11 protein-coding genes are annotated in these 14,106 nt (G+C 73.7%); 8 read left to right on the forward strand and 3 right to left on the reverse strand.

Annotation, left to right across the window (positions count from 1 at the left end; genetic code table 11):
* Positions 1-190 precede the first annotated feature (190 nt).
* On the reverse strand, positions 191-856 hold the full coding sequence (locus ACYVG5_RS18670; protein ID WP_222050246.1) for a DUF2461 domain-containing protein: 666 nt from the start codon (positions 854-856) through the stop codon (positions 191-193).
* Positions 856-1,470 carry a GNAT family N-acetyltransferase gene (locus tag ACYVG5_RS18675; protein ID WP_222050245.1) on the reverse strand — a complete coding sequence of 205 codons (615 nt, stop codon included), beginning with the start codon at positions 1,468-1,470 and terminating at the stop codon, positions 856-858. The genes ACYVG5_RS18670 and ACYVG5_RS18675 overlap by 1 nt, the downstream gene beginning before the upstream one ends.
* A 91-nt stretch (positions 1,471-1,561) precedes the next feature.
* Between ACYVG5_RS18675 and ACYVG5_RS18680 the strand changes: the two genes are divergently transcribed.
* Genes ACYVG5_RS18680 through ACYVG5_RS18705 form a run of 6 tightly spaced genes read left to right on the forward strand, consistent with a single transcriptional unit; the run spans position 1,562 to position 7,700 of the window.
* A complete protein-coding gene (locus ACYVG5_RS18680; RefSeq protein WP_222050244.1) occupies positions 1,562-2,815 on the forward strand; it encodes a winged helix-turn-helix domain-containing protein in 1,254 nt (417 codons plus the stop codon).
* A 32-nt stretch (positions 2,816-2,847) separates the two neighbouring features.
* Complete coding sequence (gene thyX, locus ACYVG5_RS18685) at positions 2,848-3,600, forward strand: FAD-dependent thymidylate synthase (RefSeq protein ID WP_222050243.1); 753 nt, start codon at positions 2,848-2,850, stop codon at positions 3,598-3,600.
* 52 nt (positions 3,601-3,652) lie between these two features.
* Complete coding sequence (locus ACYVG5_RS18690) at positions 3,653-4,501, forward strand: thymidylate synthase (RefSeq protein WP_222050242.1); 849 nt, start codon at positions 3,653-3,655, stop codon at positions 4,499-4,501.
* Positions 4,501-5,085 carry a dihydrofolate reductase gene (locus ACYVG5_RS18695; protein WP_222050241.1) on the forward strand — a complete coding sequence of 195 codons (585 nt, stop codon included), beginning with the start codon at positions 4,501-4,503 and terminating at the stop codon, positions 5,083-5,085. The genes ACYVG5_RS18690 and ACYVG5_RS18695 overlap by 1 nt, the downstream gene beginning before the upstream one ends.
* A 9-nt stretch (positions 5,086-5,094) precedes the next feature.
* Entirely contained in the window at positions 5,095-5,991 is an 897-nt protein-coding gene (gene dapA / locus ACYVG5_RS18700; RefSeq protein ID WP_222050240.1) for a 4-hydroxy-tetrahydrodipicolinate synthase, read from the forward strand.
* Positions 5,988-7,700: a ribonuclease J gene (locus ACYVG5_RS18705; RefSeq protein WP_460683436.1), complete on the forward strand. Its 1,713-nt coding sequence runs from the start codon at positions 5,988-5,990 to the stop codon at positions 7,698-7,700. The genes dapA and ACYVG5_RS18705 overlap by 4 nt, the downstream gene beginning before the upstream one ends.
* A 176-nt stretch (positions 7,701-7,876) precedes the next feature.
* Here the strand turns inward: ACYVG5_RS18705 and ACYVG5_RS18710 are convergent, their stop codons facing one another.
* The gene (locus ACYVG5_RS18710; RefSeq protein WP_222050239.1) at positions 7,877-9,856 is read right to left on the reverse strand and encodes an alpha/beta hydrolase family protein; all 1,980 of its coding nucleotides are present in this window, start codon (positions 9,854-9,856) and stop codon (positions 7,877-7,879) included.
* Between the two features lie 91 nt (positions 9,857-9,947).
* Between ACYVG5_RS18710 and ACYVG5_RS18715 the strand changes: the two genes are divergently transcribed.
* Positions 9,948-12,464, forward strand: a complete 2,517-nt coding sequence (locus ACYVG5_RS18715; protein ID WP_222050238.1) for an FtsK/SpoIIIE family DNA translocase — start codon at positions 9,948-9,950, stop codon at positions 12,462-12,464.
* 171 nt (positions 12,465-12,635) lie between these two features.
* A complete protein-coding gene (locus ACYVG5_RS18720; protein ID WP_460683437.1) occupies positions 12,636-14,060 on the forward strand; it encodes a MiaB/RimO family radical SAM methylthiotransferase in 1,425 nt (474 codons plus the stop codon).
* Positions 14,061-14,106 lie beyond the last annotated feature (46 nt).

A 14,106-nucleotide genomic window follows, 5' to 3' on the forward strand; every position in this document is an offset into this window, starting at 1 on the left:
CTGCCCGGGGGACCGGGTGGGAGAGTAGGACGCCGCCGGACATCTTTTCCCGAAACGGGGTCACAGCAACTGCTGTGACCCCGTTTCGTGCGTCCACTCCCGGCCCGAGAGGGCACACCCGGGCTGGTGGCCGTCAGCACCGGAACCACGTCCGGGCCGTCGTCTTCGGCGCGGAAGCAGAATCTCCGGGTCAGCGGCGGCGGTCGGGTGGAGCCGTCGTGGCGCCGACGTTGTCGGCCAGCCAGGCGTTGAGTTCCGTCAGCTGACGCCAGGAGCTGCGCACCCGGTCCAGTGCCTCCCGCTGGTGCAGCCAGTCGGCCGGTTCCCAGCCGCGGGCGCCGTGCAGCGACTTGTGGCGCAGCAGATCGATCCGTTCGTGGTCGGCGGGGTAGCCGCGCGGGGCGCGGATCAGCCGCTCGCCCTCGATCGACCAGCCGGCCGTGCGCAGGCGTTCGACCTCGGCGACGAGCCGAGGTCCCTGGAGCTCGTCGGCGACCGCACGGCGGTACCGGTCGACCTGGTCCGGCTGCAGGCGCCAGCATCCACCGGAGACCCACAGGCCGTCGGCGGACACCTGGACGTACATCGAGCCGACCCCGGCGCCGTCCTGGTGCAGCACCGCGCCCTGGTGGGTCTTGTAGGGCGTCTTGTCCTTGCTGAAGCGCACGTCCCGGTACGGGCGGAACACCTTCGGGGTCCCGAACTCCGGGGCCAGCTCCTCCACCAGCGCGAGCAGCGGTGCGCGGACCGATGACTCGTACCTGGCGCGGTTGGCCAGCCAGTAGGTCCGGCTGTTGTCGGCTTCGAGGCCCTCGTAGAAGACCAGACCCTCGTCGGGGAAACCGGCGAAGCTCATCAGGCGCCTCCCGCAGCGCCGGGGTCGGTGGGCTCCGGGTCGCGCAGCAGCGTCTGCCAGCGCGTCTCCCGGATGGTCGACGGCCCGGTGTCCAGCGTGCGGACCCACGTGTCCTGCGCCCAGCCGCCGCTCTGCAGGAAGTCGGCCGTCACCTCGTCGGCCTCGGGCAGCCACATGACCAGGCGGGCGGTCCCGTCGGCGCGGGCGAGGTCGGCGACCGCTGCGACGAGGCGGCTGCCGTGACCGCGTCGCCCCCACCGGGGCTCCACCAGGAGGGCGTTCACCTCGGCGGTCGGACCTTCCGGTGAGGACGCCTCGCCGACGCCCAGCTCGGCGGGCCCGTAGGCGGCGAAGCCGACCACGGTGCCGGCCTCCTCGGCCACCAGCACGGCGTGCGCCGGCGTCGGCGGCGACGCGATGGCCTGCCGCCAGGACGCTGCAGCGGCGGCGTCGTCCCACCCATCGAGGACGGCGGCCGGCAGCAGGCTGCGGTAGGCGGTACGCCAGGTGATCAGCTGGACCCGGGCGATGAGCTCGGCATCGGCCGGGACGGCGGAGCGCACGGAGACCTCGGCCCGTCCGGTCAGGCCGGGGCGCAGCGGTAACGGGTCCACCCGGGCAGCCTAGGCGGGCGCCGGTGAGCGGCGGACCCCACGGGGGAGGTCCGGAGCGCGAGCGTCGGACCCCCACGGCACCATGCCGGGTATGCACACCCCCGTCGAGCGGCTGCCCGCCGCACTCGCCCGGCGCATCGCGCTGGCCGCGCAGGGGTTCGGTGGTCCGCGGGTCACCGGGCCCGTAGGCGTCCGGCAGCTGTCCCGCACGGTGGGTCGGCTGGCCGTCGTGCAGATCGACTCGGTCAACGTGCTGTCGCGGTCGCACTACCTCCCCGCGTTCAGCCGGCTGGGCCCCTACCCACGCGCCGCGCTCGACTCGTTGTCCAACCGGCGGCACGACGTCTTCGAGTACTGGGCGCACGAGGCGTCGTTCCTCCCCGTGCGCCTGCAGCCCAACCTGCGCTGGCGGATGGCAGCGGCCGAGCAGCATGCGTGGGGCACCATGGTGCGGTTGCAGCGGGAGCGGCCCGAGTACATCGCCGAGGTCCTCGACCGGGTGCGCGAGGGTGGTCCGGTCAAGGCCAGCCAGCTGATCGAGCCGCGTCCCGACCGGCCCGGCTCGATGTGGAACTGGCACGCCGGCAAGGTCGCGTTGGAATGGCTGTTCTTCACCGGCGCGGTCACCGCGCGCGCCCGGACGGCGGGGTTCGAGCGGGTCTACGACCTGACCGAACGGGTGCTCCCACCCGACATCGTGCAGGCGCCCACACCGCAGCGGGCCGACGCCGTGCGTGAGCTGGTCCGCACCGCAGCCCGGGCCCTGGGGGTGGCCACCGAGACCGATCTGCGCGACTACTTCCGGCTGCCCCCGCGCGACGCCCGGGCGGCGGTCGCCGAGCTCGCGGAGGGTGGCGAGCTGGTGCCCGTGGACGTCGCCGGCTGGGGGCGGCCGGCGTGGCTCGACCCGCAGGCGCGCCGGCCGCGCTGGATCCGGGCCCGGGCGCTGCTGACGCCGTTCGACTCGCTGGTCTGGGAGCGTCCCCGGGTCGAGCGCATCTTCGGCTTCCGCTACCGGCTGGAGATCTACACACCGGCGGCCAAACGGGTGCACGGCTACTACGTGCTGCCCTTCCTGCTCGGCGACCAGCTGGTCGGCCGGGTCGACCTCAAGGCCGACCGGCAGGCCGGGGTGCTGCGCGTGCAGGCCGCGTTCGCCGAGCCGGGGGTGGACGTCGCGCTCGTCGCGGCCGAGCTGGCCGACGAACTGCGGCTGATGGCCGACTGGATGGAGCTCGAGGAGGTCGCCGTCGTCGACCGGGGCGACCTGGCCGCCGCTCTCGCGGCGGCCGCACGGGGAGCGCCCGCTGGACGCGCAGATGCCCCGGGACCGGCGGGCCGGTGAGTCGGGCCGGGTGCGTGCGTAGTCTCGCGGGCGTGCCAGCAATCGCTCGACCGAGGGTGCAGATCGTCGCGCAGACGCAGTTCACCCCGCCGGACGACGTGCCCTGGGAGACCGACGCGGACGGCGGGCAGGCGCTCGCCGAGTTCGCCGGCCGGGCCTGCTACCAGTCCTGGGACAAGCCCAACCCCGCGACCGCGACCAACGAGGGCTACCTGAGGCACATCCTCGAGGTCGGCCACCTGGCCGTGCTCGAGCACGGGACCGTGAGCATGTACCTCACCGGCGTCTCCCGGTCGATGGCCCACGAACTCGTCCGGCACCGGCACTTCTCCTACAGCCAGCTCTCCCAGCGCTACGCCCCCGAGCGGGACGCCGCCGTCGTCGAGCCCGGCGTCATCGCCGAGGACCCGGTGCTGCACGAGAAGTTCCTCGCCGCCGCCGAGGCCGCGGTGGCCGCCTACGACGACCTGCTCGAGGGGTTGGAGAAGCGCTTCGCCGACGTCCCCAACGCGACACTGCGCCGCAAGCAGGCCCGGCAGGCCGCCCGCGCGGTGCTGCCCAATGCCACCGAGACGCGCATCGTGGTCACCGGCAACTACCGCGCCTGGCGGCACTTCGTCGCGATGCGCGCCAGTGAGCACGCCGACGTGGAGATCCGCGAGCTCGCGGTGGCGTGCCTGCGGGAGCTGCAGCGGGTGGCCGGCAACGTCTTCGGTGACTTCCGGATCAGCGAACTGGCCGACGGAACGCATGTCGCCGCCAGCCCCCTCGTCGCCGAGGGCTGACCTCCCACCACCCGTGACCTGTTTCACCCACCACCCGTGACGAGGAGTCGACATGGCCGAGGTCGCCGTCCAGCAGCACGCCGCCGGCGCGGACGTGCCGCAGCAGGTCGACACGCAGTACGAGGACCTGCTCCGCCGGGTCCTGGAGACCGGCAGCCCGAAGGGCGACCGCACCGGCACCGGCACCGTGAGCCTGTTCGGCGAGCGGCTGCGCTACGACCTGTCCACCGCCTTCCCGCTGGTGACGACGAAGTCGGTGCACTTCCGGTCGATCGCCTACGAGCTGCTCTGGTTCCTCCGTGGCGAGGGGAACGTCAGCTGGCTGAAGGAGCACGGGGTGTCGATCTGGGACGAGTGGGCAGCCGAGGACGGCAGCCTGGGCCCGGTCTACGGCGTCCAGTGGCGATCCTGGCCCACGCCCGACGGCGGCTCGATCGACCAGCTCTCCCAGGTGCTCGACACCCTCCGGAGGGACCCGGACTCCCGGCGGATGCTGGTCTCGGCGTGGAACGTCGCCGCCCTGCCGGACATGGCGCTGGCGCCCTGCCACGCGCTCTTCCAGTTCTACGTCAGCGACGGCAAGCTCTCCTGCCAGCTCTACCAGCGCAGCGCCGACCTGTTCCTCGGCGTCCCGTTCAACATCGCCAGCTACGCCCTGCTGACCCGGATGGTCGCCCAGCAGGTCGGCCTGGAGGTCGGGGACTTCATCTGGGTCGGCGGTGACTGCCACATCTACACCAACCACCTGCCGCAGGTGCGCGAGCAGCTCTCCCGCGAGGTGCTGCCCTTCCCGCGGCTCGACATCGACCGCGCCGCCTCGCTGTTCGACCACGCCTACGAGGACTTCCACCTGATCGACTACCGGCACCACCCCGCGATCCGTGGCGCGGTGGCCGTCTGATGGTCCGGATGGTCTGGGCGCAGGCGGCGGGCGGCGTCATCGGCGCGGACGGCGCCCTGCCGTGGCACCTGCCCGAGGACCTCCGGCTCTTCCGCGCGCTGACCCTGGGCTCCACCGTGGTCATGGGCCGGCGCACCTGGGAGTCGCTCCCACCGCGGTTCCGACCGCTGCCGGGGCGGCGCAACGTGGTGCTCAGTTCCACGCTGGACCAGGACGGCACGGGCGCCGAGTTGGTCCGGTCGGTGGACGATGTCCTGGCGCTGGACGGCGACGTCTGGGTGATCGGCGGCGGTGCGGTGTACGGCGCGCTCCTCCCGCACACCGGCGAGGTCGTGGTCACCGAGGTCGACGTGCAGCTGCCGGGGGACAGCTGGGCGCCGCAGTTGGGCGCGGAGTGGGGGCGCGCCCGGCGATTCCCGGCCGAGGGGTGGCTCCCGTCCTCGGCCGACCTCGGCTTCGCGGTCTCGCTGTGGACGCGTGGCGGGGCGGCTCCGTCGACCGGCCCGGCGACGGTGCTGGCGGACGTCCTGCCCGGGGTGACGAGCGACCAGCGCAGTCCGGGCCCGCCCCGGGGCGGTCGGTAGATTCGTGCCATGACGTCCGACCCCGCCCGGCCCTTCGGGCGCGTGCTCACCGCGATGGTCACCCCCTTCGCCGACGACGGGTCCATCGACCTGGCCGGTGCCCAGGAGCTGGCGGCGCACCTGGTCGACCGGCAGGCGCACGACGGCCTGGTCGTCCTCGGGACGACGGGGGAGTCGCCCACCGTCAGTGACGGTGAACAGCACGCCGTGCTGAGGGCCGTGGTCGACGCCGTCGGCGACCGGTCGACGGTCATCGCCGGGGTCGGCACCAACGACACCGCGCACTCGATCGAGAAGGCCCGGTCCGCCGCGCGGCTGGGCGTCGACGGGCTGCTGGTCGTGACGCCGTACTACAACAAGCCCCCGCAGGCCGGCCTGCTGCGGCACTTCACCGCCGTCGCCGATGCCACCGACCTGCCGGTGATGCTGTACGACATCCCGCCACGGTCGGTCGTCCCGATCGAGGTGGAGACGCTGGTCCGGGCCGCGGAGCACCCGAACATCGTCGCGGTCAAGGACGCCAAGGGCGACCTCGGCGCGGTCATGTGGACGATGGCCCGCACCGACCTGGCCTACTACAGCGGCGAGGACATGCTCAACCTGCCGCTGCTGGCGGTCGGGGCGGTGGGCGTCGTCAGCGTCGTGGGTCACGTGGTCGGCCCGCGGCTGGCCGAGCTCGTCGCCGCCGTCGAGTCCGGCGACATCGTCACGGCGCGCGCGGTCAACCAGAGCCTGCTCCCGGTCTACACCGGGATCTTCCGCACCCAGGGCACGATCATGGTGAAGGCGGCGCTGCGCGAGCAGGGCCTGCCCGCCGGGCCGGTTCGCCCGCCCCTGGTCGACGCCACCCCCGAGCAGGTGGAGCAGCTGCGCGCCGACCTCACCGCCGGCGGGGTCGCGCTGTGACGGCGAGCCCCACCCAGCTGAACCCGCAGCCGCACCTCTCGCTGTCCCTGCCCCCGCCGTTGCCGGCCGGTGGCCTGCGGGTCATGGCGCTGGGCGGGCTGGGCGAGATCGGCCGCAACATGGCCGTGCTGGAGTTCGCCGGGCAGCTGCTGGTCATCGACTGCGGCGTGCTGTTCCCCGAGGCCGAGCAGCCCGGCGTGGATCTGATCCTCCCCGACTTCGGCGTGATCGAGCACCGCCTCGACGACGTCGCCGCCGTCGTCCTCACCCATGGGCACGAGGACCACATCGGCGCGATCCCCTACCTCCTGCGGCTGCGTGCCGACATCCCGCTGATCGGCTCGCGGTTCACCCTGGCGCTGGTCGCGGCCAAGCTCCGTGAGCACCGCATCGACCCGGTGCTGGTCGAGGTCGCGGCCGGCGACCACCACCGCGCCGGCCCGTTCGGGTGCGAGTTCATCAGCGTCAACCACTCGATCCCCGACGCGCTGGCAGTGGCCGTGCACACCCCGGCCGGCACGCTGGTGCACACCGGCGACTTCAAGATGGACCAGTTGCCGCTGGACGGCGTGCTCACCGACCTCGGCGCCTTCGCCCGGCTCGGCGTCGCGGGCATCGACCTGCTGCTGGCCGACTCGACCAACGCCGAGGTGCCCGGCTTCGTCACCTCCGAGCGCACCATCGGCCCGGTGCTGGACTCGGTGTTCGAGCGGGCCACCCAGCGGCTGATCGTCTCCAGCTTCGCCAGCCACGTGCACCGCATCCAGCAGGTGCTCGACTGCGCGGTCAAGCACGGGCGCAAGGTGGCCCTGGTCGGCCGGTCCATGGTGCGCAACATGGGCGTCGCGGCCGACCTCGGGCTGCTGCAGGTGGCCCCCGGTCTGATGGTCAAGCTGGACGAGGCCACCGCCATGCCGCCGGAGCAGGTGGTGCTGATCAGCACCGGCTCCCAGGGCGAGCCGCTGTCGGCACTGGGCCGGATGGCCCGCGGCGAGCACCACCAGGTCACCATCGAGGCCGGCGACACGATCATCCTGGCGTCCTCGCTGGTGCCCGGGAACGAGACCGCGGTCTACAAGGTGATCAACGGCCTGGCCCGGCTCGGCGCCACCGTGGTGCACAAGGAGACGGCGATGGTGCACGTCTCCGGGCACGCCCCCGCCGGCGAGCTGCGCACCCTGCTGAACGTGGCCAAGCCGCGGTACCTGATGCCGGTGCACGGTGAGTGGCGGCATCTACGGGCGCACGCGGCGCTGGCCGAGCAGACCGGGATGAGCCGCGACCGGGTGCTGCTGGCCGAGGACGGCGTCGTCGTCGACCTGGTCGACGGCAAGGCCTCGATCGTCGGCAGCGTGCCGATCGGCAACGTCTACGTCGACGGGCTCAACGTCGGCGACGTGGGGGAGGAGTCGCTGCAGGCCCGGCGGATCCTCGGCGACGAGGGGTTCGTCGCGGTCACCGTCGTCATCGAGCCCTCCACCCGCACGATCGTGCGCCCGGTGCACCTGTCGACCCGCGGCTTCTCCGACGACCCGGCGGCCTTCGACGCCGTGCTCGGGCTGGTGGAGGACAACCTGAAGCGCGCGCTGGCCGACGACGACGCCGACCCGCACCGGCTCTCGCAGGCCATCCGCCGCACTGTCGGCAAGTGGGTGTCCGACACCTACCGCCGCCGCCCGATGATCATCCCGACAGTCCTGGAGGTGTAGCCCGACGAGCGGGGGCCCGGAGGGTCCCCCGAGGAGGGTGGGCAGCGGCTCAGCGCCGCAGGGGGACGGCTCCTGGCCGCGGTCGGAGCGCGAAGCGTGACAGTGTGCACCGTTGTCCCGATGAGCGGGGGCCCGGAGGGTCCCCCGAAGAGGGACGGGTCCGCCGGCCGACGTCGCTACCGCACCACCTCGATCGCCTCGATACCCTCCTCCGCGGGCAGCTCGAACCCGAGCACCTGGGCGTAGAAGCTCAGCTCGCCGTCCAGCGCGGCGCGGATGTTCTCGGCCTTGCGGAAGCCGTGCTGCTCGCCGGGGAAGAGCAGGTAGGCGTGCGGCACGTCCTTCGCGCGCAGCGCGGCGACGATCATCTCGGCCTGCTCCGGCGGGACGACGGCGTCCTCGTCGCCCTGGAACACCGCCAGCGGGGTGCCGAGCGCGTCGGTGTGGTGGATGGGGGAGCGCTCGGCGTACACGGCCGCGCCCGACGGCCACGGCGCGATCAGCCCGTCCAGGTACCGCGACTCGAACGAGTGCGTGTCGGCGGCCAGCGCTGCCAGGTCGGCGACCCCGTAGTGGCTGGCACCGGCGGCGAACACCCCCGGCCGGAAGGTGAGCGCGGCCAGCGTGGTGTAACCGCCGGCCGAGCCGCCCCGGATGGCCATCCGGTCCGGGTCGACGCGCCCCTGCCCGGCCAGCCACCGGGCGCAGGAGACGACGTCGTCGAGGTCGGCGATGCCCCAGCGGCCCTGCAGCGCGTCCCGGTACCGCCGGCCGTACCCGGTGGAGCCGCGGTAGTCGACGTCGGCGACCGCGAACCCGCGCGACGTCCAGTACTGGACGCCGGTGTTCAGCACCGGGGACGCCGCGGCGGTGGGGCCGCCGTGCACCACGACCAGCAGCGGTGGCAGGTCACCCGCCGGCCCGGAGACCCGCGGGTTGGTCGGCGGGTAGACCAGGGCGTGGGCCTCACCGATGGCCGGCCCCCCGTCCGCGGGGTCGCCGGCCACGGTCGGGAAGGTGACGTGCTCGGGCCGGGAGAACCAGGCGGGGTCCAGCCCCAGGTCGCGGGCCGGGCGGAGGACCTCGGTCGGGCCGTCGTCGACGCCGGCGCGCAGGACCACCGGCTCGGATACCGGGCCGCCGGCCACGCAGACCACCGAGCCGCCCGCCGCGGTGAGCCGGCCGAAGGAGGCGTAGGGCAGGTCCACCTCCAGCGCCGTGCCGTCGGTCCGGTCCAGCACGGCCAGCCGGTCGGCGCCTTCCCGGCCGTACGCCAGCGCCACCCGTCCGTCGTCGAGCAGGGTGAAGCGGCTCTGCCCGAACACCCAGGCCGGGCCGCCGATGTCGGAGCCCGGGTCGAAGACCAGTTCCGGCTCGCCGCCGGGACGCCGGCGGTAGAGCGCCCACACGTCGGTGCGGTCGGCCAGGAACCACAGCGTGCCGTCGGCACCCCACACCGGCTGCACGACGGACTCCGGCCGGGCGCCGGACCGGCCGCCGGCGACCACCGTCTCGGTGCCGTCGGGCGAGCGGACCACCAGCTCGGCGGCGTCCCAGGGCATGTCCGGGTGCTGCCACTGCAGCCACGCCAGCGAGCCGTCGGGGCCCAGCCGGGGGTCGGAGACGAAGTCGGGGCCCGACACCAGCACGGTCGTGGTGCCGTCGCGCCCGATCCGCACCACCTCGTGGACGACATCGGCCGACGCGCCGCCGGCGGTGTGGGTCTCCCGGACGGCGACCACCGCGCCGCCGTCGGGGGTGACCCGCAGGTCGGCGTGCCGCACCCCGGCGGGCAGCGGCGGCTCGGGGGTCACCGCGACCGGCCCGGTGCTGCCCGGGTCGACCCGGTACAGGCGCTGGTCGGCGAAGTCGGTGAACCACACGGTGCCCGCGGCGACCGTCCACGCGGCGCCGCCGTACTCGTGCACTCGGGTGCGGGCGTTCCACGGGGCGGGGAGCAGATCGGTGGTGCTGCCGTCGGCCGACCGGCGCACCAGCACCGTCCGGCCCCCCTCGCTGGGACGTGACTCGGCCCACCAGACGTCGGTGCCGTCGACGACCACCTCACCGAGCCGGGCGGCCGCCCGGACCACCAGTTCCGAGGTGACGGGCGTCGGCCAGCTGCCGTAGGGGAGGGTCCGGGTGGCTTGGGTCACGGTCAGAACCGTAGCCAGCCGCCGGGCGGCAGGCACGGACACGCTGCCCCGCCTGCCTGTGCGACACCGCTGCCGCGGCTACCGTCGACCCATGCCTGCACGCGCGACGACGTCGAACCGTCGGCCGGCGCGCGGCGGAGGCGCTGCGCGCCCCCGTTCCGGAAGCTCTCCGGCCAAGAAGCGGCCGCCGGCCAAGCGTGGTTCCACCGCCGCCCGTCGCCCGGCGGCGCGCCCGAAGCAGTCCTCGCTGAGCGCGGGGGCCTGGCGGGCCGCCGCGGGCACCTGGTCGCTGCTCGCCCGCGGCGCCGGCGGGCTGGCCCGCTCGGTCGCCCGGCCCGAGGAGGCCGAGCCGCTCGCGCCGGAACACCGCAGGGACGGCGTCGGCCTGGCCGTGCTCGGGCTGGCCATCGTCATCGGCGCCGCCGCCTGGACCAACGGCATCGGCCCGGTCGGCGTGGCGGTGGCCGACGGCGTGCGGTGGGCCATCGGCTCGCTGGTCATGGTGCTGGCGGTCGTGCTGCTCCTGGTCGCCGTCCGCCTGCTGCGGCACCCCCCGCACCCGGAGACCCGTGGCCGGCTGACGATCGGCTGGTTGTGCGTGGTGGCCGCCGTGCTCGGCACCGCGCACCTGGTCGGCCCGGCCGCCGCACCCGAGGACGGGCGCACCGGCGCCGGTGGCCTGCTCGGCTGGCTGGTCGGTACGCCGCTGCAGGCCGGGCTCGGTGCCGTGGTGTCGATCGCGTTGCTGGTGCTGCTGGCCTTCTTCGGCCTGCTCGTGGTCACCGCGACGCCGGTGCACCAGGTGCCCGAGCGGCTGCGCGAGTTCGTCGACCGGAAGCTGGGCCGCGACGAGTACGACGACGACGAGTACGACGACGACCTCTTCGACGACGAGCCGGAACCCGAGCCGGAACCCCGGCCGCGGGCCCGCAAGAGCCGGCGCCCGGCCGCGGTCGAGGACACGCTGGACACCGGCCGGGTCGACACCGGTGCCCTGGACGAGGCGCCCACCGCCGTCGTGACGAGCCCGCCCGAGCCGGTGCAGCTGCGGCGGCCGATCGTCGACCGGACGGCGCCGCCGGAGGACCTGCCGCCGATCGACGAGCCGGTCCAGCTGGCGATCCAGCCGGTCCAGGGCGACTACACGCTGCCCTCGCTCAGCGTGCTGCGCCCGGGTACCCCGCCGCGGGAGCGGTCCAAGGCCAACGACGTCGCCATCGAGGCGATCCGCAGCGTGCTCGAGCAGTTCAACATCGATGCCGCCGTCGCCGGGTTCACCCGTGGCCCGACGGTGACCCGGTACGAGATCGAGCTCGGCCCCGCGGTCAAGGTCGAGAAGATCACCGCGCTGACCCGCAACATCGCCTACGCGGTCGCCAACGACAACATCCGCATCCTCGCGCCGATCCCGGGCAAGTCCGCGGTCGGCATCGAGGTGCCCAACACCGACCGCGAGACGGTCAGCCTCGGCGACGTGATGCGCTCCCAGATCGCCCGGCAGGACCCGCACCCGATGCTGGTCGGCCTCGGCAAGGACATCGAGGGCGGGTTCGTCTGCGCGAACCTGGCGAAGATGCCGCACCTGCTGGTCGCCGGTGCCACCGGTGCCGGTAAGTCCAGCTGCATCAACTCGCTGCTGACGTCGCTGCTGCTGCGGGCCACTCCCGACCAGCTGCGCATGATCCTGATCGACCCCAAGATGGTCGAGCTCACGCCCTACGACGGCATCCCGCACCTGATCACGCCGATCATCACCGACCCCAAGAAGGCCGCCACCGCGCTGGCCTGGCTGGTGGAGGAGATGGAGCAGCGCTACCAGGACATGCGGGCCACCGGGGTCCGGCACATCGATGACTTCAACAAGAAGGTGGAGAAGGGGGAGATCACCGCGCCGCCGGGCAGCGAGCGGGTCTACACGCCCTACCCCTACATCCTCACGATCGTCGACGAGCTCGCCGACCTGATGATGGTCGCCCCGCGCGACGTCGAGGAGTCGATCGTCCGGATCACCCAGAAGGCGCGCGCCGCCGGCATCCACCTGGTGCTGGCCACCCAGCGCCCCAGCGTCGACGTCGTCACCGGCCTGATCAAGGCCAACGTGCCCTCCCGGCTGGCGTTCTCCACCTCCAGCCTCACCGACAGCCGGGTCATCCTCGACCAGCCCGGCGCCGAGAAGCTGATCGGCATGGGCGACGCGCTCTTCATGCCGATCGGGGCGGGCAAGCCGGTCCGCGTCCAGGGCGCCTACGTCTCGGACACCGAGATCGAGGCGGTCGTCGAGTTCACGAAGCGGCAGGCCGAGCCCGACTACCGCGAAGAGGTGTTCACCGCCGCGGCGGGGGAGAAGAAGGAGGTCGACGAGGACGTCGGCGCCGACCTCGAGCTGCTCGTCCAGGCCATCGAGCTGGTGGTCACCAGCCAGTTCGGCTCCACCTCGATGCTGCAGCGCAAGCTGCGGGTCGGTTTCGCCAAGGCCGGCCGGCTGATGGACCTGATGGAGAGCCGCGGCATCGTCGGCCCGACCGAGGGCTCCAAGGCCCGCGACGTGCTGATCAAGCCCGACGAGCTCGAGTCGGTGTTGTTCATCCTCCGCGGCGGCGGCGAGTAGCAGAAGGACCCCGCTGCCCCCCACGCCTCGCAGGCTCGGCGCGGGCCCCTGCAGCGGGGCCGAACCTGAGTGCTGCCCGACCGACACCCGTTCGCCGACTAGGATGGACCGGTGCCAGCTCTGCCCAGCCCCGTTCCCTCCCCTCGCGGGCAGTCCACTGGCGACCCGGCCGTGATCCCGCCCGCCCCCCGCCGGGTCGCGGTGGTCACCATGGGCTGCGCCCGCAACGAAGTCGACTCCGAGGAACTGGCCGGCCGGCTGGCCGGCGAGGGCTACGAGCTGGTCGAGGACGCCGACGGTGCCGACGCCGTGCTGGTGAACACCTGCGGCTTCATCGACAGCGCCAAGAAGGACTCGGTCGACGCGATCCTGGCCGCCGGCGACTCCGGTGCCCGGGTGGTCGCGGTGGGCTGCATGGCCGAGCGCTACGGCGCCGAGCTGTCCGGCGCGCTGCCCGAGGCCACGGTGCTCGGCTTCGACGACTACACCGCCATCGGCGACCGCCTCGACGACGTGCTCTCCGGCCGCCCGCTGGTCCCGCACACGCCCCGCGACCGGCGCACCCTGCTGCCGATCAGCCCGGTGCAGCGCACCGCCGCGGCCGCCGAGGCCCCGGCTCTCCCCGGGCACGACTGGCTCAAGCGACGCCGGCTGGCCAGCGGCCCCAGCGCGGCGCTGAAGCTGGCCTCGGGCTGCGACCGCCGCTGCGCCTTCTGCGCCATCCCCACCTTCCGGGGCGCCTTCGTGTCCCGCCCCCAGGCGGAGGTGCTGGGCGAGGCGCAGTGGCTGGCCGGCCAGGGTGTGACCGAGCTGGTCCTGGTCAGCGAGAACTCCACCTCCTACGGCAAGGACGCCGGGGACCTGCGGTCGCTGGAGAAGTTGCTGCCCGAGCTCACCGCCGTCCCGGGCATCGCCCGGGTCCGGGTCGCCTACCTGCAGCCGGCCGAGCTGCGGCCCGGCCTGCTCGAGGTCATCGCCACCACCCCCGGCATCGCGCCCTACTTCGACCTGTCCTTCCAGCACTCCTCGCCGCCGCTGCTGCGCCGGATGCGGCGCTTCGGCGGCACCGAGGACTTCCTCGGCATCATCGGGCGTGCCCGCGCGCTCGCCCCGGAGGCCGGCTTCCGGACCAACGTCATCCTGGGTTTCCCGGGCGAGACCGAGGACGACGTCGCGGAGCTGGAGCGCTTCCTGACCGGGGCCCGGCTGGATGCCGTGGGGGTGTTCGGCTATTCCGACGAGGAGGGCACCGAGGCGATCGGCCTGCCCGGCAAGCTCGACCAGGCCGAGATCGATGCCCGGGTCCGGCGGATCACCGACCTGGTCGAGGAGCTCACCGCCCAGCGCGCCGAGGAGCGCATCGGCGAGCGGGTGGAGGTGCTGCTGACCGAGGACCTCTCCGCAGAGGAGGGGCCGGGCACCTGGACCGGCTCCGCGGCCCATCAGGATCCCGACGCCGACGGCACCACCCTGGTCACCGGCGTTCCCGCCGACGCGGTGCCGGGTCAGCTGCTGATGGCCCAGGTCACCGGCACCGTGGGCGTGGACCTGCTGGCGGCCACGCTGGTGCCGGTGTCCTCCCCGGTGGGGCGCTGAGCCCCATGAGCTCGGTCGTACCGGACCCGGCGGCGACCCCGCCCCA

It is taken from the genome of Modestobacter lapidis (assembly GCF_054780755.1).